This window comes from Mesorhizobium sp. B2-5-13 (assembly GCF_006440535.1).
GTDB lineage: Bacteria > Pseudomonadota > Alphaproteobacteria > Rhizobiales > Rhizobiaceae > Mesorhizobium > Mesorhizobium salmacidum.
In genome coordinates this window covers 261,971-279,309 of record NZ_VFUI01000004.1, presented here as the reverse complement: position 1 = coordinate 279,309, position 17,339 = coordinate 261,971, and the positions used below count along the sequence as shown (strand labels likewise).

The 17,339-nt window shown below is 64.3% G+C and carries 18 protein-coding genes; 7 read left to right on the top strand and 11 right to left on the bottom strand.

Features of this window, described 5'->3' with window-relative positions; translation table 11 throughout:
- Nucleotides 1-13: 13 nt before the first annotated feature.
- Nucleotides 14-1,174 carry a CaiB/BaiF CoA-transferase family protein gene (locus FJ434_RS09820; RefSeq protein ID WP_140745949.1) on the bottom strand — a complete coding sequence of 387 codons (1,161 nt, stop codon included), beginning with the start codon at nucleotides 1,172-1,174 and terminating at the stop codon, nucleotides 14-16.
- Between the two features lie 2 nt (nucleotides 1,175-1,176).
- Nucleotides 1,177-1,728, bottom strand: a complete 552-nt coding sequence (locus tag FJ434_RS09815; RefSeq protein WP_140745947.1) for a MaoC family dehydratase — start codon at nucleotides 1,726-1,728, stop codon at nucleotides 1,177-1,179.
- Nucleotides 1,729-1,760: 32 nt separating this feature from the next.
- On the opposite strand from FJ434_RS09815, the gene FJ434_RS09810 reads away from it, so the two are divergent.
- Complete coding sequence (locus tag FJ434_RS09810) at nucleotides 1,761-2,060, top strand: hypothetical protein (protein ID WP_140745945.1); 300 nt, start codon at nucleotides 1,761-1,763, stop codon at nucleotides 2,058-2,060.
- Nucleotides 2,061-2,081: 21 nt separating this feature from the next.
- On the opposite strand, the gene FJ434_RS09805 is transcribed toward FJ434_RS09810, so the two are convergent.
- The 3 genes from FJ434_RS09805 to FJ434_RS09795 all read right to left on the bottom strand — a co-directional run bounded on the left by FJ434_RS09805 (nucleotide 2,082) and on the right by FJ434_RS09795 (nucleotide 4,624).
- Entirely contained in the window at nucleotides 2,082-3,074 is a 993-nt protein-coding gene (locus tag FJ434_RS09805; protein ID WP_140745943.1) for a Tim44 domain-containing protein, read from the bottom strand.
- A gap of 75 nt (nucleotides 3,075-3,149) precedes the next feature.
- Nucleotides 3,150-3,449 carry a zf-TFIIB domain-containing protein gene (locus FJ434_RS09800; RefSeq protein WP_027145106.1) on the bottom strand — a complete coding sequence of 100 codons (300 nt, stop codon included), beginning with the start codon at nucleotides 3,447-3,449 and terminating at the stop codon, nucleotides 3,150-3,152.
- Nucleotides 3,450-3,634: 185 nt separating this feature from the next.
- Nucleotides 3,635-4,624 (bottom strand): zinc-dependent alcohol dehydrogenase family protein, encoded by a 990-nt coding sequence (locus FJ434_RS09795; RefSeq protein ID WP_140745941.1) that lies wholly within the window; start codon nucleotides 4,622-4,624, stop codon nucleotides 3,635-3,637.
- Nucleotides 4,625-4,726: 102 nt separating this feature from the next.
- On the opposite strand from FJ434_RS09795, the gene FJ434_RS09790 reads away from it, so the two are divergent.
- Both FJ434_RS09790 and FJ434_RS09785 read left to right on the top strand, forming a co-directional pair.
- Nucleotides 4,727-5,629 (top strand): LysR family transcriptional regulator, encoded by a 903-nt coding sequence (locus tag FJ434_RS09790; protein WP_140745939.1) that lies wholly within the window; start codon nucleotides 4,727-4,729, stop codon nucleotides 5,627-5,629.
- A gap of 94 nt (nucleotides 5,630-5,723) precedes the next feature.
- Nucleotides 5,724-7,370 carry an acetolactate synthase large subunit gene (locus FJ434_RS09785; RefSeq protein WP_140745937.1) on the top strand — a complete coding sequence of 549 codons (1,647 nt, stop codon included), beginning with the start codon at nucleotides 5,724-5,726 and terminating at the stop codon, nucleotides 7,368-7,370.
- Between the two features lie 13 nt (nucleotides 7,371-7,383).
- Here the strand turns inward: FJ434_RS09785 and FJ434_RS09780 are convergent, their stop codons facing one another.
- Nucleotides 7,384-8,061, bottom strand: a complete 678-nt coding sequence (locus tag FJ434_RS09780; RefSeq protein WP_140745935.1) for a GNAT family N-acetyltransferase — start codon at nucleotides 8,059-8,061, stop codon at nucleotides 7,384-7,386.
- A 174-nt stretch (nucleotides 8,062-8,235) separates the two neighbouring features.
- On the opposite strand from FJ434_RS09780, the gene FJ434_RS09775 reads away from it, so the two are divergent.
- The 4 genes from FJ434_RS09775 to FJ434_RS09760 are packed head-to-tail and all read left to right on the top strand — an operon-like array spanning nucleotide 8,236 to nucleotide 12,563.
- Nucleotides 8,236-9,537, top strand: coding sequence for an ArgE/DapE family deacylase (locus FJ434_RS09775; protein WP_181165847.1), 1,302 nt, complete (start codon nucleotides 8,236-8,238; stop codon nucleotides 9,535-9,537).
- Complete coding sequence (locus tag FJ434_RS09770; protein ID WP_140745933.1) at nucleotides 9,534-10,592, top strand: phosphotransferase; 1,059 nt, start codon at nucleotides 9,534-9,536, stop codon at nucleotides 10,590-10,592. Before FJ434_RS09775 ends, FJ434_RS09770 begins: the two co-directional genes overlap by 4 nt.
- 5 nt (nucleotides 10,593-10,597) lie before the next feature.
- Nucleotides 10,598-11,890 carry an aspartate aminotransferase family protein gene (locus FJ434_RS09765; RefSeq protein ID WP_140745931.1) on the top strand — a complete coding sequence of 431 codons (1,293 nt, stop codon included), beginning with the start codon at nucleotides 10,598-10,600 and terminating at the stop codon, nucleotides 11,888-11,890.
- Between the two features lie 16 nt (nucleotides 11,891-11,906).
- The gene (locus FJ434_RS09760; RefSeq protein WP_140745929.1) at nucleotides 11,907-12,563 is read left to right on the top strand and encodes a GntR family transcriptional regulator; all 657 of its coding nucleotides are present in this window, start codon (nucleotides 11,907-11,909) and stop codon (nucleotides 12,561-12,563) included.
- Between the two features lie 22 nt (nucleotides 12,564-12,585).
- Here FJ434_RS09760 and FJ434_RS09755 read toward each other — a convergent pair whose 3' ends face one another.
- From FJ434_RS09755 to FJ434_RS09735, 5 genes are read right to left on the bottom strand one after another with little or no spacing between them, the layout of a single operon-like run.
- Nucleotides 12,586-13,890 (bottom strand): FAD-dependent oxidoreductase, encoded by a 1,305-nt coding sequence (locus tag FJ434_RS09755; protein ID WP_140745927.1) that lies wholly within the window; start codon nucleotides 13,888-13,890, stop codon nucleotides 12,586-12,588.
- A complete protein-coding gene (locus FJ434_RS09750; protein ID WP_181165846.1) occupies nucleotides 13,887-14,870 on the bottom strand; it encodes a branched-chain amino acid ABC transporter permease in 984 nt (327 codons plus the stop codon). Before FJ434_RS09750 ends, FJ434_RS09755 begins: the two co-directional genes overlap by 4 nt.
- Nucleotides 14,867-15,775 carry a branched-chain amino acid ABC transporter permease gene (locus FJ434_RS09745; protein WP_140745925.1) on the bottom strand — a complete coding sequence of 303 codons (909 nt, stop codon included), beginning with the start codon at nucleotides 15,773-15,775 and terminating at the stop codon, nucleotides 14,867-14,869. Before FJ434_RS09745 ends, FJ434_RS09750 begins: the two co-directional genes overlap by 4 nt.
- Nucleotides 15,772-16,518 carry an ABC transporter ATP-binding protein gene (locus FJ434_RS09740; RefSeq protein WP_140745923.1) on the bottom strand — a complete coding sequence of 249 codons (747 nt, stop codon included), beginning with the start codon at nucleotides 16,516-16,518 and terminating at the stop codon, nucleotides 15,772-15,774. Before FJ434_RS09740 ends, FJ434_RS09745 begins: the two co-directional genes overlap by 4 nt.
- Nucleotides 16,515-17,315: an ABC transporter ATP-binding protein gene (locus FJ434_RS09735; protein WP_140714819.1), complete on the bottom strand. Its 801-nt coding sequence runs from the start codon at nucleotides 17,313-17,315 to the stop codon at nucleotides 16,515-16,517. The genes FJ434_RS09740 and FJ434_RS09735 overlap by 4 nt, the downstream gene beginning before the upstream one ends.
- Between the last annotated feature and the right edge of the window lie 24 nt (nucleotides 17,316-17,339).

Sequence of the window (17,339 nt, the reverse complement as noted above, 5' to 3'; positions counted from 1 at the left end):
CCCTTGAGCGTGCTCACAGGCCGAATTCCTCGCGGATTTTCGTACTGTGCTCGCCGATGCGCGGCGCCGCGCGGTCAACCTTGGCTCTGATCCCATCAACCCTGAGCGGTGAACTGGTGGTCAGGATCGAGACGTCATCCTCACGCGTCACCGTCTGCAGCATGTCGAGCGACTGGAAACCCTGGCTTGCCAGCATCTCCGGCCAGTTCAACACCTTGGCGCACCAGATGTCGGCCGGCTCCAGGATTTCGAGCCATTCGTCGATGGTCTTGGTGGCGATCCTCTGAGCGATGATCGCCTTGATATCGTCGCGCGCGGTGAACCAGGATGCCGGCTTGTCGCAATAGGGGGCCAACTCGCTGAGCGACAAGAGTTCGGCGAGCTTGGGGATAGGCGTCATGGCGATGGCGAGATATCCGTCCTTGGCCGGATAGACGCCATAAGGCGCGGAGAGATAGGCATGCGCGCTGCGGAAACTTGAGCGCCTGGGCAGGCGACGACCGTCATTGAGATGCGTGGTCAGCACCTCGAACTGGAAGTCGACCAGCGCTTCCAAAAGGCTGGTCTCTATATGGCTTCCCTGACCGGTGATGCCGCGCCGCACCAGTGCTGCCAGGATGCCTTGCGCGCAGGCCGCACCCGCCAGCATGTCGCCGATGGCGAGCCCGAACGGCACCGGCCCCTGGTCTTCGTCGCCATTCAACCACATCACGCCGGAGCGCGATTGCGCCAGAAGATCCTGGCCCGGGCGCTTCACCCACGGACCCTCCTCGCCATAGCCGCTGATCGAGGCATAGACCAGGCGCGGGTTGATCTGGCGGACGGCCTCGTAGTCGAGGCCAAGGCGTTCGATGACGCCGGGCCGGAAATTCTGGATCAGCACATCGGCCTTGGCCAGCAGCCCGCGCAATACCTTGAGGTCCGCCTCCTTCTTCAAATCGATGGCGAGGCTTTCCTTGGCCCGGTTGATGGCATGGAAGATCGTCGAATCGCCGCCGATCTCGGTGTCGCTGAGATAGAGCCGGCGCGACAGATCGCCTCCGTCAGGACGCTCGACCTTGATGACGCGGGCGCCGAGATCGAGCAGCCTGAGCGAGCAGTACGGCCCGGACAGGAATTGGCTCATGTCGACGACGACGAGGCCGGCCAGCGGCAATTCGGCTGCTGCCGGCATCTCTATTTCTCCGTCTTGCCGACGAAATCGGCAGGGTTGCGGTACTTCACCGTCTGCAGATGCTCGCAATAGAGCACCAGCTCGCCTTCGCCCTTGAACACCTCGTAGCTGGCGCGGATCAGCCCCATCTCCTTGTAGCGGGGCTTCTTGTTGAGGTTGGAACGGATCGAATAGATGGTATCGCCGATGAAGACGGGCTTTATGAAGCGGAGCTTGTCATAGCCGTAGGAGAAGGCGTTGACGCAGTTGGTGGCGACTAGCCCCAGCCCAGCCGAGAAGACGAAGGCGCCGGCGATCAGCCTCTTGCCGAAAATGCCCTCGCTCTCGGCAAACATCTGGTCCTGCACGTAAGGATGGATGTCGAGCACCAGCGTGTTGAAGAGATGGCTGTCGCCTTCCGCCATGGTGCGTCGCAACGAACGGATTCTCTGGCCAACCGGCCAGTCCTCGTAGAACCAGTTCTCGGCGTTCCACACCGGCAGGGCGGCATGATCGGCAGGCATATTCTTGGGGTACGTCGAGGCAATGCCGACGGTGGGTGCGAAATCATTCATGGCTCAATCCACCGGTCTCGCGAGAGCGCCAGATGATCATTCGACCACGCATCGAAGCGCCTGATGGCACGATGTCTCCTCCTCGCCAATCTTCTTTTGTAAATACTATTTTCACATATGAGGTTATGTTGCAAGCGAGGACAGGCGAAATTTGGCCGGTTTTGCGCGTGGAAGCGCGGGCAGGCAGGAGCAAATCATGCGCGGTGCCTGGAATGGTCTGTCTGGTGTTTGTCGGCAGCCTGAACCGGGAGACGCCTTATTTTCACGGCGCCGGCGGTGCTGTCTCCGCCGTCGAGATCAGCACGCCGATTTGCGTCAAGATCGTGGCTTGATCCCCAGTAAACTCGCCAGGCTCAAGTCTCTTGTATCGCCGAGAGCTTCCAGTTCGAGCCGTTCTGACGCGTGAACGTCCACAACTCGGTCGTCTCGGTGGGGTGGCCCTCGTCGCCCTCGACGACCTTGCCGCTCGCCCGTTCGCGCATCACGTCGCGCGACTCATAACGCAATGCGGCGGTGGCGTAGTCGCGGTCATCCTCGCGCCAGCTTTCCGCGATGTCGGCCTGCAGCAGGGTGACATCGGAAACTTCGTTCCTGAGACCTTTCTGGGCATTGTCGGCCAGTTCTTCCGACAGATAGGACACCATCTCGGGCGTCACCGACCGGCGCAATGCGCCATGGTCCTCGCGGCCGAATGCTTCCTGGACCTCGGTCAACAACTGCTGGAAGGCGTCGAGGTCGGTCTGGGCCAGCGTGATCTCCTCGGACCGGGTGGCCTCATAGCCTCCGCCCGAACCGCCGCCAAAGCCGGGAATGGTGAAGGAGCCTGCGGTTCCCGTCTCCTGCTGTGCCGTTGCGCGGTTCTCAAGCCGCGAAGCCTGGGCATTGTCCATGCCGGCGAGCGCGGGCGCGGGGCCACGCGCGGACTGCGACCGGAAGAACCTGATGGCCAGCATGATCGCGCCACCGATGAGCAGGGCCTGGAGCAGGAATCCGAACATGCCGGCGAGGCCGCCGAAACCTTGGCCCACGAGCAGTCCGATCAGGCCGCCGAGCAGCAGGCCGCGCATCATCATTCCGCCGAAGCCGCTCATGAAGCCGGGTCTCTGCGGGCCGGCCTGCGGCTGCCGGGCTGCATTGTTCACGCCGGCATTGGGTGTCATCGAACGCTCGACCGGCGCGGTCGGCGCCGGCGCGGTCCTGGTCGGCGGTGCCGATTGGAAGGTGCGCGCGCCACGACTGCCGAAGCTGCCGCCGCGCCGCGCCTCGGCATGATCGATCGCGACCATCGAGAAGGCGAGGAACAGGCCGGCAAAGAGGATAGCGAATCGGCTTGTGCGGGAAATCATCTGATAGAACCTTATCGATGTCGTTTCGGAAAATTTCAGCAAGGCGCTGGCCCCGGGTCGCGGGCGTCATAAGGGTCAGTCGAACAGCTCTTCGAAGAATGACTTCTTTCGCTTCGGATAGCGTTGGCCATGCGAGCGGGAATAGTCGTCATCGCGGTCCCGGCTGTGTTGCGGCTGGGCAAATGGGGCGGGCTGCGCTTGCGGCGCGGGCGACGCATCCCTGCCGGAACGTTCGATGATCTTGTCGAGTTCGCCACGATCAAGCCAGACGCCGCGGCACTGCGGACAGTAGTCGATCTCGATCCCCTGGCGTTCGCTCATCACGAGGGCGACGCGGCAGGAGGGGCAGACCATACCGAGGAGAGATGATGTCATCAGGGGCTCCTAACCAGAAAGGAATGAGCCCGCTCGACCGAAAGGAATGAAAACGGGCCCGTTGAAGCGGTCCGACATCACGGTCGCCAGAAGCGACAGTCAGAGGGGCCCGGCCCGCATTCGGGATTTAGGAATGCGGGGCGGCCCCTTCAAGGGGCAATATTGCCGGCGAGAATGATTGCTGCTCAAACCGTGACGACGATCTTGCCGAACTGTTCGTTCGATTCAAGATAGCGATGCGCCTCGACGATCTGGTCGAATGGAAACGTTCTGTCGATGATCGGCCTCAGCGTGCCGTCCCCAAGCCCTTCGAGGATGAACGCCTTGGCAGCCTCCAACTTCTCAGGATTGCCGGTGATCTCGTGGACGAGATAGCCGCGCAACGTCAGCGTCTTGCCCAGTACCGCAGGCAACGGAAACGGCGTCGGGTCGCTGCTGAGGCCGCCATATTCGATCAGAATGCCGCCCTTCGACATGGCTGCGGTCAGCGGTTCGAAGATCGGGCCGCCGACTGCATCGAGCACGACGCGCACGCCATCCTGCCCAGCGATCCCACTCAGCCGCATGGCAAGATCTTCGTCGGCGAGGACCACGACTTCAGCCGCTCCGGCATCAAGCAGGGCCTGTCTTTTTGCGGATGTCCGCGTCACCGCGATCGCTGTCGCGCCAACCCTGTTGGCGATCTGGATTGCGGCAAGTCCGACGCTGCTCGAGGCCGCGGTGATGACAACGGCATCTCTACTGCTCAAGCTGGCGATGTCGATCATGGCGCCGTAGGCAGTGAGATACTGCATCCAAACCGCCGCCGCGGTTTGCCAGTCGAGGGACGGTGGGTGTTTGACGATGAGCCCGGCGGGGAAAGTGACAAGCTCACCGTAGGCCGGCCAGCGAACCATCGATTGCGGCGGGACGACACTGACCGCGTCGCCGGGCGCCAGCTCCGTCACGCCTTCGCCAATCGCCTCGATGACGCCTGCCGCTTCCAGCCCGAGCCCGGACGGGAGCACGGGTGTCTCGATATAGCTGCCGGCGCGCAGCAGCGCCTCGGCGCGGTTGAGGCCGAATGCCCTGACGCGGATTTGAACTTCACCCTGGCCCGGTGGGGGCAGGTCGACCTCCTCGATGCGCAGGACCTCGGGACCACCATGTTGGTGGAAGCGGACTACACGGGTCATTCGGCCAACTCCAAGTTATCTGAACCGAATGAGCTATGACGCGAGGGCTTTTGGCGATAAATGGCTGTTCTGGTGATGCACTAGAAACCAGGAGTTTCGAATATGGATAGGCTCGAGAGCATGGCCGTGTTCGTCAGGGCGGTTGATCTCGGCTCGTTCGCAGCGGCGGCCACTGCGCTCGATCTGTCTGGACCGATGGTCGGCAAGCATGTCCGATTTCTTGAGGACAGACTTGGCATGCGTCTCATCAACCGGACCACGCGCCGGCGGAGCCTGACCGATTTCGGCCGCGCCTACTATGAGCGGTGCCGCCTGGTGCTGGCCGAGGCCGAGGCCGCCGACGCGCTCGCCGCCGACCAGCTCTCGGAACCGCGCGGAAAATTGCGCGTCACCATGCCTGCGCATTTCGGCCGCCACTGCGTGACCCCCGTATTGCTGCAACTGGCGCGGCGGTATCCGATGCTGGAGCTCGACCTCTCGCTCAACGACCGCTTTACCGATCTTGCCGAGGATGGCTACGACCTCGCCATACGGACCGGTGAGCTGGACGACAAGGCCGGCGTGATCGCGCGCCGTGTTGCACGCCAGGACATGGTCGTCTGTGCCGCGCCTTCCTATCTGGAAATTCATGGCGAACCACGGCGGATCGAACATCTCGCCGATCATCAGGCGATTGTCTATCGCCGGCTCGGCATGATCGTTCAGCCATGGCTGTTCGCGCGCGAAGGACAGGCCGCGCTCGAGGTCATCCCAAACGGCCGGCTGCGGCTCGACGATCTCGATGCCATCGCCGATGCCGCTGTCGGCGGGATGGGGCTGGCGTGGTTGCCTTACTGGCTGGCTCGCCAGCGCATCCAGGTCGGCGCGCTGGTCGAGCTGTTGCCGGACCAGCCACGCTATCCCTACGACTGTCATGCACTCTGGCTGCAGACGCCGCATCTGCCGCTCAAGGTCCGGCTGGCTGTCGACGCATTGGCGGCCGCCTTGCCGAAAATGATGGCGTGATTGCCAGCAGACGACTTGCGCTCTTTGAGGCGTCGCGTTCCGGTGCCATATGAAGATGGCTGATGGAATGCGCGCATCGCAGGAGAGACGGTTCATGACCAAGGGTTCGGATCTGTTCGTGGCGGCCCTCGAGAATGAAGGGGTCGATCGGATCTTCGGCATTCCGGGCGAAGAAAATCTCGACATCGTCGAATCCATCCGCCGCTCGTCGATCCAGCTGATCCTGACCCGCCACGAGCAGGCGGCCGCCTTCATGGCCGCCACCTATGGCAGGCTCACCGGCAAGGCAGGGGTGTGCATCACCACGCTCGGCCCCGGCGCGCTCAACCTGACGACCGGCTCGGCCTACGCGCTGCTCGGTGCGATGCCTATGATCATGATCACCGGCCAGAAGGGCATCCTGTCGTCCAGGCAGGCGCGCTTCCAGATCGTCGACATCGTTGCGGCGATGAAGCCACTGACCAAGCTGTCGCGCCAGATCGTCTCGCCGAAGATGATCCCGTCGCTGGTGCGCGAAGCCTTCCGCGTCGCACAGGAAGAGCGCCCCGGCCCCGTGCACCTGGAACTGCCGGAAGACATCGCGGCGGCGGAGTGCGAACCGATCGCGTTGGTGCCGACGCATCCGGTCGAGTTGCCCCTGGCCAGCGCTGGCGCGCTCGATCGCGCCGCCCGCATGATCCTCGAGGCCAAGCGCCCGCTGCTGATGTTCGGCGCCGCGGCGTCACGGCCGCGCGTGACCCCCGACGTCGCCCAGTTCGTGCTGCGCACGCAGATTCCCTATTTCACCACGCAGATGGGCAAGGGCACCGTGCCCGGCGGCACCGAGCTTTACATGGGAACGGCGGCGCTTTCGGAGCGCGACTATGTCCACGAGGCCATCGAACAGGCCGATCTGATCATCACCATTGGCCACGACACGGTCGAGAAGCCGCCGTTCATCATGGGCGCGAAGGGACCGAAGGTTATTCATGTCGGCTACCAGTCGGCTGATGTCGAGCAGGTCTATTTCCCGCAAGCCGAGATCGTCGGCGACCTCGGCCCGTCGCTGGCGCTGCTGGCGGACCGCATCGAAGGCAAGATCCCCAACGCGCAGGCGCTGCTGCCGCTGCGCGAAGGCATTTTGAGCCGCATCGCCGCGCGCGCCACCGAAGACCGCTTCACGCCGCAGCGCATCGTGCACGACGTGCGCGCCGTGATGCCGGCCGACGGCATCCTTGCGCTGGACAACGGCATGTACAAGATCTGGTTCGCGCGCAACTACCGCACGCGCATGGCAAACACGCTGTTGCTCGACAACGCGCTGGCCACCATGGGCGCCGGGTTGCCGTCGGCGATGATGGCGGCGCTGCTCTATCCCCAGCGTCGTGTCATGGCCATCTGCGGCGATGGCGGCTTCATGATGAACAGCCAGGAACTGGAGACGGCTGTCAGGCTCAAGCTGAACCTCGTCGTCCTGCTGCTGGAAGACCATGCGTATGGCATGATCCGCTGGAAGCAGGCGGTCGACGAATTCCCGGATTTCGGCATGACCTTCGGCAATCCCGACTTCGTTGGATACGCCGAGGCCTATGGCGCCAAAGGGACCAGGGTTGGCGCGATCGCCGAGTTGCGGCCGACGCTGGAACAGGCCTTCACCGGCGGCGGCGTGCATCTCGTCGTCGTACCCATCGACTATTCCGAAAACACCAGGGTGCTTGTCGACGAATTGCGCGAACGGCTGCCGGCGCCGCAGGCGACCTGACGGAGACGCTATCTCAGGGCTTGCCTGCTCGTCGCCGTGCGACGTTCTCGCTCTGGGCGCCCCGTTCCATATCGAGCAGCGGAATCTGCGGCGCCGCATCGCGCGGCAAGGTTCCCTTTATCCGGGGATCGTCGATGATCTCAAATCCGGTCGCGAAGGGCACGAACCCGCATGCGCCGTAGAAGCCGATGACGCTGTGATGATCGAAGCTGCTGGTGTGCAACCAGATGCGGCTCGGGTTCAGGCGCCAAGCCAGGTCGAGCGCGCCGGCCATCAGCCGCTTGCCGAAACCGCGGCCGGTCAGGGACGGGAACAGGCCGAAATAGGTGATCTCGATCTCGTTGCTGTCGGCAACGAAGAATTCGACCATGCCGATGTGGGCGCCGGTTTCATCGTGGCCATAATAGAGGTGCTGACGCGGGTCGGCGAAGTGAGCCATTATCTCGGCGTCGGATATTTCGGACACGCGGTCCCACAGCCAGGGAGCGCCGATTTCGAGGAAGATCGCCCGATACGAGGCGCAGTCGGGCGTCGTGATCCGTTTTATGGCGAGCGGCCGCGCCAGACCGAGCAGGGGAGCGCGCGCCTCCATCCAGGTCACCGCATTGGCGAGCTTGCCGGCCGGCAGGCGCCGGTAGCCGACGGTGAGATCGGTGATTTCAGCCGGCAATGTGCCTTCGGTGACCTGCATCTGTCCTCGATCTTCCGCCGCGCAGCCTTGCCGGCGCTTCAAGCTGATGCCAACTCTGCTGCCGCCTGCCAAGAGGCTCCAGCGGTGGGCCATGATTTTGGCCGCCTGCCTTCTTGCCTTTCCGGGAAATGGCATATGAGATATGATACATCATTTCTGGGAAGGCGGAATATCATGCCTGAGCGAATTGCGGATGAGGCCATCTTGCGGGCGGTCGACGGTGGCTTCGACCGCCAGCTCGCCTTTCTGGCGGACCTCGTACGCTTTCCCTCGCAGCGCGGTGAGGAACACGCCGCGCAATCCTTCATGGCGGCTGCCTATGAAGCCAATGGCTATGCGGTCGATATGTGGCGTGTCGATGCCGATGCGATCCGCGACCTGCCTGGATTCTCGCCCGTAGCGGTTTCGTACGATGACGCGTTCAACGTCGTCGCCACCCATACGCCGAAAAACGCCACCGGTCGCTCGCTGATCCTCAACGGCCATATCGATGTGGTGCCGACGGGACCGCTCGATCGCTGGGTGCGCGACCCCTACGATCCCGCGATCGAGGACGGCTGGATGCATGGCCGCGGCGCCGGCGACATGAAGGCCGGCCTGTCGGCTTGTCTCTATGCCCTGGCCGCCTTGCGGGGCCTCGGTTACCAGCCGGCGGCGAAAGTATTCCTGCAGTCGGTCGTCGAGGAGGAGTGCACCGGCAACGGCGCGCTTGCTTGCCTGCAGCGCGGCTACCGCGCCGACGCCGCTTTCATTCCTGAACCGCTGGAGCCAAGGCTGATGCGGGCGCAGGTCGGGCCGATCTGGTTCAGGGTCGAGGTCGACGGCGATCCGCAGCACGCGTCGGGCGCTTTCTCTGCCGGCGCCAATGCCATCGAGAAGGCCTTCCTCATCATACAGGCTCTAAAGCAGCTCGAAATCGTCTGGAACGCGAGAAAAGTCGATGACAAGCATTTCTGCGATCACCCGCACCCGATCCGCTTCAATCTCGGCAAGATCGAGGGCGGCGAATGGACATCGAGCGTTCCGGCGCGCTGTGTCTTCGAGATGCGTGTCGCGACCTATCCCGACCAGAAGCTGGAGGACGCCAGAGCCGAACTCGAAGCCTGCATCGCCGATGCGGCGCGCGCCGATCCGTTCCTGGCCAATCGCCCGCCCAGGATGACCTATAACGGCTTCATGGCCGAGGGCTATGTGCTGGAAGGTGCCGACGAGATGGAAGCCGTGCTGCGGCGCAGCCATACCGCCGTGTGGGGCGAGCCGCTGACGGAGCATGTCACCTCGGCCACCACCGATGCGCGCTTCTTCGGCCTCTATGCCGACACGCCGGCGATCGTCTACGGCCCGATCTGCCGCATGCCGCATGGCTATGACGAGGCCGTCGATCTCGACTCCGTCCGCAAGGTCACCCAGACCATCGCGCTCTTCATCGCCGACTGGTGTGGCCTTGAGCCCATCGATCCCGAGGTCAGGCTATGAACGCGGCCGTATCGGATGCCTTCGGCGAGACGCTCGCCGAAGATGCGCCTGACGTTTCGATCGCCGACGCGTTGGCCCTATTGCGCCGCCACTACGGAATTATCGGCAGCGCGCGTGCGTTGCCAGGCGAACGCGACCACAATTTCCATATCCTGACCGAAGGCGAGGGCGAGTTCGTCCTGAAGGTCTCGCATCCGGCGGAAGAGGCCGGCTTCACCGATTTCCAGAACAAGGCGCTCGACCATATTCTGACAGTCGACCCGGCCTTGCCGGTTCCCTCGGTGCGCAAGAGCCTTGAAGGCGAAGCGCAGTTTATGGTCAGCGTCGGCGGATCGGCGCCGCGCATCGTCCGGCTGGTCACCTATCTGCCCGGCCAGTTGCTTTCGCGCTCGCCCACGTCGGCGGCGCAGGATCGCAATCTCGGCATCTTCCTCGCCCGGCTTGGCCGGGCACTGCGCGGCTTCTTCCATCCGGCCGCCGGCAGCGACCTTTTGTGGGACATCCGCAAGGTCGCCAAGACACGGCCCATGCTGGCGCATATCACCGACGCCGGCCATCGCGCCATGGTCGAGCGTGTCATCAACGCTTTTGAAGAACATGCAGCGCCGGTCATCCCCGGGCTGCGCGCGCAGATCGTCCACAACGACATGAACTCCTACAATGTGGTGATGGATGCCTCGCGGCCGGAAATGGTCAGCGGCATCCTCGATTTCGGCGACATGATCCACTCGCCGCTGATCTGCGATCTCGCCATCGGTGCCGTCTATCGTTGGCCGGCTGAAGGCCATCCGCTGGCGCCTGCGGCACGCTTCGTCGCCGGTTACCAGTCCGTGCAGCCGCTCGAGATTGAAGAGCTTGGCATCCTCTTCCACCTCATTCGTGCCCGCCTCGCACTCATCGCCAATATAGCCAGCTGGCAGGCCGAGCGGTTTCCGGCCAAACGTGACTATGTCCTGCGCCTCATCACCGAGGTCTGGGCCTCGCTCGAACGGCTGGACGGTCTCTCATCCATTGAAGCCCGCCGCTATTTTCTCGACCATTCCAAGCCGGAGTAGATGCCGTGTCCCAGCCCTCGCCCCCAAGTGTTTCTGCCGATGCCGAGCGCGCGCTGCTCGAACGCCGCGCCAGGTTGCTCGGGCCGACCTATCGCGCCTTCTACCGCAACCCGATCCATCTGGTGCGTGGCAGCGGTGTCTGGCTCTACGATGCGCAGGGCCGAAAATTCCTCGATGCCTACAACAACGTCGTCTCGGTCGGACACTGCCATCCGCGCGTCGTCGAGGCATTGTCGGCGCAGGCAGCCACGCTCAACACGCACACGCGTTATCTCAGCGAGATCATCCTCGACTACGCGGAAAAGCTTCTCGGCACGCTTCCGTCCCATCTCGGCCACGCCATGTTCACCTGCACCGGCAGCGAGGCCAACGACCTCGCCATCCGTATCGCCCAGCATTCGAGCGGCGGCACCGGCGTGATCATCACCGACTTCGCCTATCACGGCGCCACCATCGCCACCGCGCAGCTGTCGCCGGCGGCGGTCGGCGCCAAGGGCGTACCCGCGCATCATCGAGCCGTGGCAGCGCCGGACACGTTCCGCGACGGCGGCCGCGCCGCGCGTGATTTCGCCAGGAATGTCGCCGCCGCCATTGACGATATGCGCGCGCAAAACATCCGCCCGGCGGCGCTGCTGCTCGATTCGGCCTTTTCCAGCGATGGCATTTTCTTCCCCGATGGTTCTGTCATCCGCGAGGCGGCCGATCACGTCAGGAAAGCCGGCGGCATCGTCATTGCCGACGAGGTCCAGTCCGGTTTCGGCCGGCTTGGCCAGGGCATGTGGGGCTTCGCCAATTATGGCCTCGAGCCTGATATCGTCACGTTGGGCAAGCCGATCGGCGACGGGCATCCGATGGGTGCGGTGATCGTGCGGCCGCAGCTGGTGAGCTCGTTCGGTTCGAACACCGGCTACTTCAACACTTTCGGTGGCAATCCGGTCGCGGCCGCCGTCGGCATCGCCGTGCTCGAGGTGATCGAGGGCGAGGGGCTGATCGAGAACGCGCGGACAGTCGGTGCCTATACGAGGAACCTGCTTCGCGCCTTGCAAAGCCGGCACGGCATGGTCGCCGATGTCAGGCACAATGGCCTCTATTTCGGCGTCGAGCTGACGGCGGAGGATGGGGCCACTGCCGCTGCCAGGACCTCTTCCGTCGTCGAAGCCATGCGCGAGGACGGCGTGCTGATTTCGTCCTGTGGCCCACGCGGCAATGTGCTGAAGATCAGGCCGCCGCTGCCCTTTTCCAGGGACAATGCCGAGCAACTGGCCGAGACGCTCGACCGCGCGCTGTCGAAATGGTGAGCCGAGCAGTCCGCGCATGCTGAAGCTCGAGCATCAAACCCTCAATGACCGCGCCTACGGCGCGCTCAAGCAGGAATTGATTTCAGGTGGTTTCAGCCCGGGCCAGACACTGGTCATCCGCAAGCTCGCCGAAACCTTTGGCATTTCGACCACACCGATCCGCGAGGCGTTGCAAAGGCTGGTCGCCGAGCGGCTTCTGGAAATACAGAACAACCGCTCGATCATCGTGCCGTTGCTCTCCGCGCCCGCTTTCGCGGAACTGACGCGCATCCGCACCGCCGTCGAGGGGCTGGCGGGCGAGATGGCTACGTCACGGATGACAGAAAGCGGGCTGGCCGACATACAAGCCGCGCTCGCCGGCATGCAGCGGGCCGTCGAGGCGCAGGACGCCACGACCTATCTTTCCCTGAACGAGGCCTTCCATTTCGCTATCTATGAGCATGCCGGCGCGCCCATCCTCTTGAACATGATCCGCGATCTCTGGGGGCGCGTCGGGCCCTATCTCAAGCTCCTGATGCGGGCTGACCGCTACATTCCGCAGTCCAATGACGCACACCGCGCGATCGTCGCCGCGCTGGAACAGCGCAACGGTCCAGCCGTCCGGGCTTCCCTCGAGCAGGACATTGTCGCGGCGGCCGCTATCCTCTCCGAAAACCTTTGCACGGCGGACTGATCGCACGGCAGGCTCGGTCGGCCTATGCCGTCTCGTCCATCCGATCGCGCAGCATGCTCCAGCCAAGCAGCATGTTGGGTGCGTGCCTCAGCAGGGCATGGAACGGGATCGGCGCCGGCGGTGCAAAGGGCAGCGGCAAATCACGCGCGTCGGTTCCAGCGGCCCAGTCGGCTAGCACCTTGCCCATCGCCGTGGTCATGGCGATGCCGCGTCCGTTGCAGGCGCGGCCGGCAATCAGCCCCGGGCCGAGATCCAGGAGGTGCGGCAGGAAATCCGGTTCGACCGCCGCGATTCCCGACCAGCTGTAGGCAAGCGGCGGCAAATCGGGCAGGTCGAGGTGGCTGGCAAGCCGCCGCAAGATTGTTTGCGGCACGCGCGTATCGGCGCCAGTGCCAAGAATATGCATGCCGCCGCTGATCAGCCGGTTATCGGCGTCGAAGCGAAAGGTGAAGAGATTGCGCCTGGTATCGCCGACGCCTTGCCCCCCGGGAAGCAGTCGCGTGCGGATTTCGAGCGGTAGCGGCGCGGTCGCGATCTGGAAAACCTTCAGCGGAATATAGGTTCGCCGCAGCAACGGACTGAGCGACCCGCCATAGGCGTTGGTGGCGATCAATACCTTGGCCGCGCGCACCAAGCCCAACCCTGTTTTAAGCACCCAGCCATCGGCCCCGCGATCGATCGAGGTGACCGGCGTGCGTTCGAAAATCTTCGCGCCAGTCTTCTCCGCCGCATCGGCCAGTCCGCGCGCATAGGCGACCGGATTGAGCACGCCGCCGGAACGATCCATCCAGGCACCGACATAGCCGCGCGCGCCGGTCAGCGCTTCGACCTCCTGCCGATCCAGGGTGACGGCAGGCCGTCCGCGCCGCGCCCATTGGTCCGCACGTGATTTGGCCTTCTGCAAGGCGCCGGGCGAGTGCGCCGGCTGGATCCATCCGTTCTGCACAGCGTGGCAGTCGATGCCGTGCCGCCGGATCAGGCCGAAAACGAGGCCGGCACTGCCGGCGGCGAAATTGATGAGGCGTTCACCGCGCTCGGGGCCGAGATGCGCAAGGATGTTGTCCGGATCCATCCTGGCGAAGTTCGGCACGACGAAACCCGCGTTCCTGCCGGTCGCGCCCCAGGCGATGATCTCGGCTTCGAGCACAGCGACGGAGATGCCTTTTTCAGCGGCGTGCAGCGCGGTCGACAGACCGGAAAATCCACCGCCGACGATGGCCAGATCGACATCGAGCCTGCCTTGCAGCGTCGGCCGTTCCCGCCGATCGCGGTTGATCGCATGCCAGAGCGAAGTGTCATTCGCACCCTGCCGGACCGGAGCATTCATGAGCCGGAACTGCTTTTGTCCGTAGCGATCCGCTTACGCTTGCCAAAGCGCGGCCGCCTCGGCCTGTCGCCGAACAATCCGTTTGGCCGGATCAGCAGGATCACACAAAGCATGACGCCGATGGCGACGATCTGCAGCGAGGCAGCGCGTGCCTGCTGCTCGGGCGGGAAGAACACGCTGGTCAGCGTGCCCGATCCCGCCCATATCCCCCAGACCAGGACACTGCCGATGACGGCGCCGAGATTGCTGCCCGAGCCGCCGACGATCAGCATCACCCAGACCTGAAAGGTGAGGATCGGCAGATAATTGTCCGGCGCGATGAAGCCGGTGAAGTGCGCCTGCAGCGCGCCGGCCAGCGCCATTATGGCGCCGCCGACGGCAAACGCCTGGACGCGATAGAAGCGCGCGCTCTTGCCGAGTGAAATCGCCGCCCGCTCGTCCTCCCGCAGCGCCTTCAGCACGCGACCCCACGGGCTTCGCGACAAATGCTCCAAAGCGAGATAGGCAATCAGCGTCACGGCACAAACGACAGCAAGGTTCGACAGGTTGAACAGCAGCGGCGTCTCAGCCAGGCCGCCGAAGGGACGCGGGATGAAGCCAATGCCGAACGGTCCGCCGGTCAGCTTCTGCGCGTTGAGCGCGACCAGCTGTACGACGACGGCCACGCCGAAGGTGGTGATCGCCAGATAGTCGGATCTAAGACGCAGCGTCGCCATGCCGGTAAGCGCGGCGGCAATGCCGCCGACGGTCATGGCGCCCGCCCAGCCGGCGAGGATGGGCAGGCCGAAGCCGCCGAGGCGCGCGGGATCGTCCGGTGTCGTCAGCAGTGTCGAGGTGTAGGCGCCGATGGCGACAAAACCGGCGAGGCCGACGTTGAACAGGCCGGTCAGGCCCCATTGCAGGTTGAGCCCCAGCGTGACCAGCGAGAAGATCAGCGCCGTGGTCAGGAAGAACGCGCCGTAGCCGATGAGATCGATCATCTTTCCCGAACTCCGAAAAGGCCGATCGGCCGCACGAACAGCACCGCCATCAGGATGATGAAGGAGACGGCGGCGCGCCATTCGGCGCCAATCAGTTGCACCGCGCCGGCTTCGGCGAGCCCGATGATCAGGCCGCCGAGCACCGCGCCTGGGATGCTGCCGATGCCGCCGAGGATAGCGGCGGCGAACATGGGCAGCAGCATGTCGAAGCCCATGAACGGGCGGATCTGCACCAGAATGCCGATCATCACGCCAGCCACGCAGGCGAGCGCGCCGCCGATGATCCAGGTGACGCGCACCACCTTGGCGACGTCGATGCCGACGATGCGGGCCAGTGCCGCGTTCTGGCTCAAGGCCTGCATCGAGCGGCCGGTCTGCGTACGCGTCATCAACAGATGCACGCCGAGCACGAGCACGGCGGTCAGCAGCAACAGGGCGATCTGGTCGGGCGTGATGCGGATGCCGAAGCCGACCGGCATGGCGATCTGGATCGCCCGGCTGAAATAGGTCGGCCGTGAGGTGAAGGTGAATTCGAGCAGGCTGCGCAGCGCCATCGAGGCGCCGAAACTCGCCATCACAACGATGATCGCCTGGCCTTGCGAGCGCAGCCGCGAAAACAGGACCTTGTCGAGCAGCAGCGCCAGCAAGGCGGTGAAGGCCATGCCGACGACCAATGCAACAAGGAGCGGCCAGCCGAAGGACAGCGGCCCGATCGGCGCTACCTTGCCGAATATCGCACCGATGGCACTGACCATGGCCAGCGTCGCATAGCTGCCCCAGGCCATGAAGTCGCCATGCGCGAAGTTCGAGAAGCGCAGGATCGAATAGGTGAGCGTGACGCCGATGGCGCCGAGGCCGATCATCGAGCCGGTCAGCAGTCCGTCGACGATGAATTGCAGGCTCATGCCGCGCCTCCCTGCTGATGCTGGGGACGCTGGCCAAGATAGAGCTCGGCCACGACAGGATCATTCCACAATTCGGAGGCGATGCCCTCGTGCCGGTCCTTGCCCTCGACCAGCACATAGGCGCGGTCGCCAATGGCAAGCGCTGCCTTGGCGTTTTGCTCGACCAAAAGAATAGTAACGCCGGATTTGCGGATGCCGGCCAGTATCTCGAATACCATCGCGACGAATTTCGGCGACAGGCCAGCCGACGGCTCGTCCAGCACCAGCACCTTGGGATGGATGATCAGCGCCCGCGCCACGGCAAGCATCTGCCGCTGTCCCCCGGACAGATTGCCGGCGGCGGTGCGCCGCTGGCGGACGAGGTCGGGGAAGGCGGCGTACATTTCCTCGATGCGGACAGGGACTTCGCGCCGCTCGAGAATGCCGCAGGCAACCCTGAGATTGTCCTCCACCGACATCAGCGAAAAGATATTCTCGGTCTGCGGCACGAAGGCAAGGCCAAGCCGCACCATGGTGTGGGCGGGCGCGGCGGTGATGTCCCTGCCGTCCAGCAGCACCGTGCCGCCGGTGATCGGGACAAGGCCGGCGATTGCCTTGATGAAGCTCGACTTGCCGGCGCCATTGGGGCCGAGCACGACGACGATCTCGCCTCTGCCGACGGTGATGGAGGCGCCGCGCACGATCGGTACGCCGGGTTCATAACCGGCTTCGAGATCGCGGACATCGAGGACGGTCTCGCTCATGCGGTACCTCCGAGATAGGCCTCGATGACGCGCGGGTCTCGGGCGACTTCTTCCGCGGTGCCTTCGCTCAGCAACTGGCCGCTCGCCATGACCAGGACGCGATGGCAGAGCCGCGTCACCATGTCGATATTGTGCTCGATCAGCAGGAAGGTGATGCCGCGCGCGTTGATGTCGCGGATGCGGTCGATGATGACTTCGAGCAGCGTCGCGTTGACGCCGGCCGCGGGTTCGTCGAGCAGGATGATCGCCGGATCGGCCATCATCACCCGGGCGAGTTCGAGCAGCTTGCGCTGGCCACCGGAAAGCACGCGCGCCGGCTCATGCGCGAGATGGCTGAGGGTGACGAGTTCCAGCAGTTCGAGCGCCTTTGTCCGGGCAGCTCTTTCCTGCGCCGCCACCCGCCACGGCGTGATGAAGTTGGCGAGCAGCCTTTCGCCGGCCTGGCCCTGTGCCGCCAGCATGATGTTTTCGATCAGCGTCAGATTGGGCAGCGGGCGGGGGATCTGGAAGGTGCGGCCAAGCCCACGGCCGATGCGCAGGTGAGCGGCTTCGCCCGAGACGCGCGTGCCGTCGAGAAGGATATCGCCGCTGGTGGGCAGGATGCTGCCGGCAAGCAGGTCGAACATCGTCGTCTTGCCGGCGCCGTTGGGTCCGATCAGGCCAAGGATTTCGCCCGCTTTGACATCGAATGAGACATCATTGACGGCGACAAGGCCGCCGAACCGCCTGACGACGTGGCTTGCCGTCAGAACCGGCGGACGGGTCTCCTTCCCCTGCCTTTCCGCTGCCTCGCTCATCAAACCCTCTGGCCGAAGACGGTC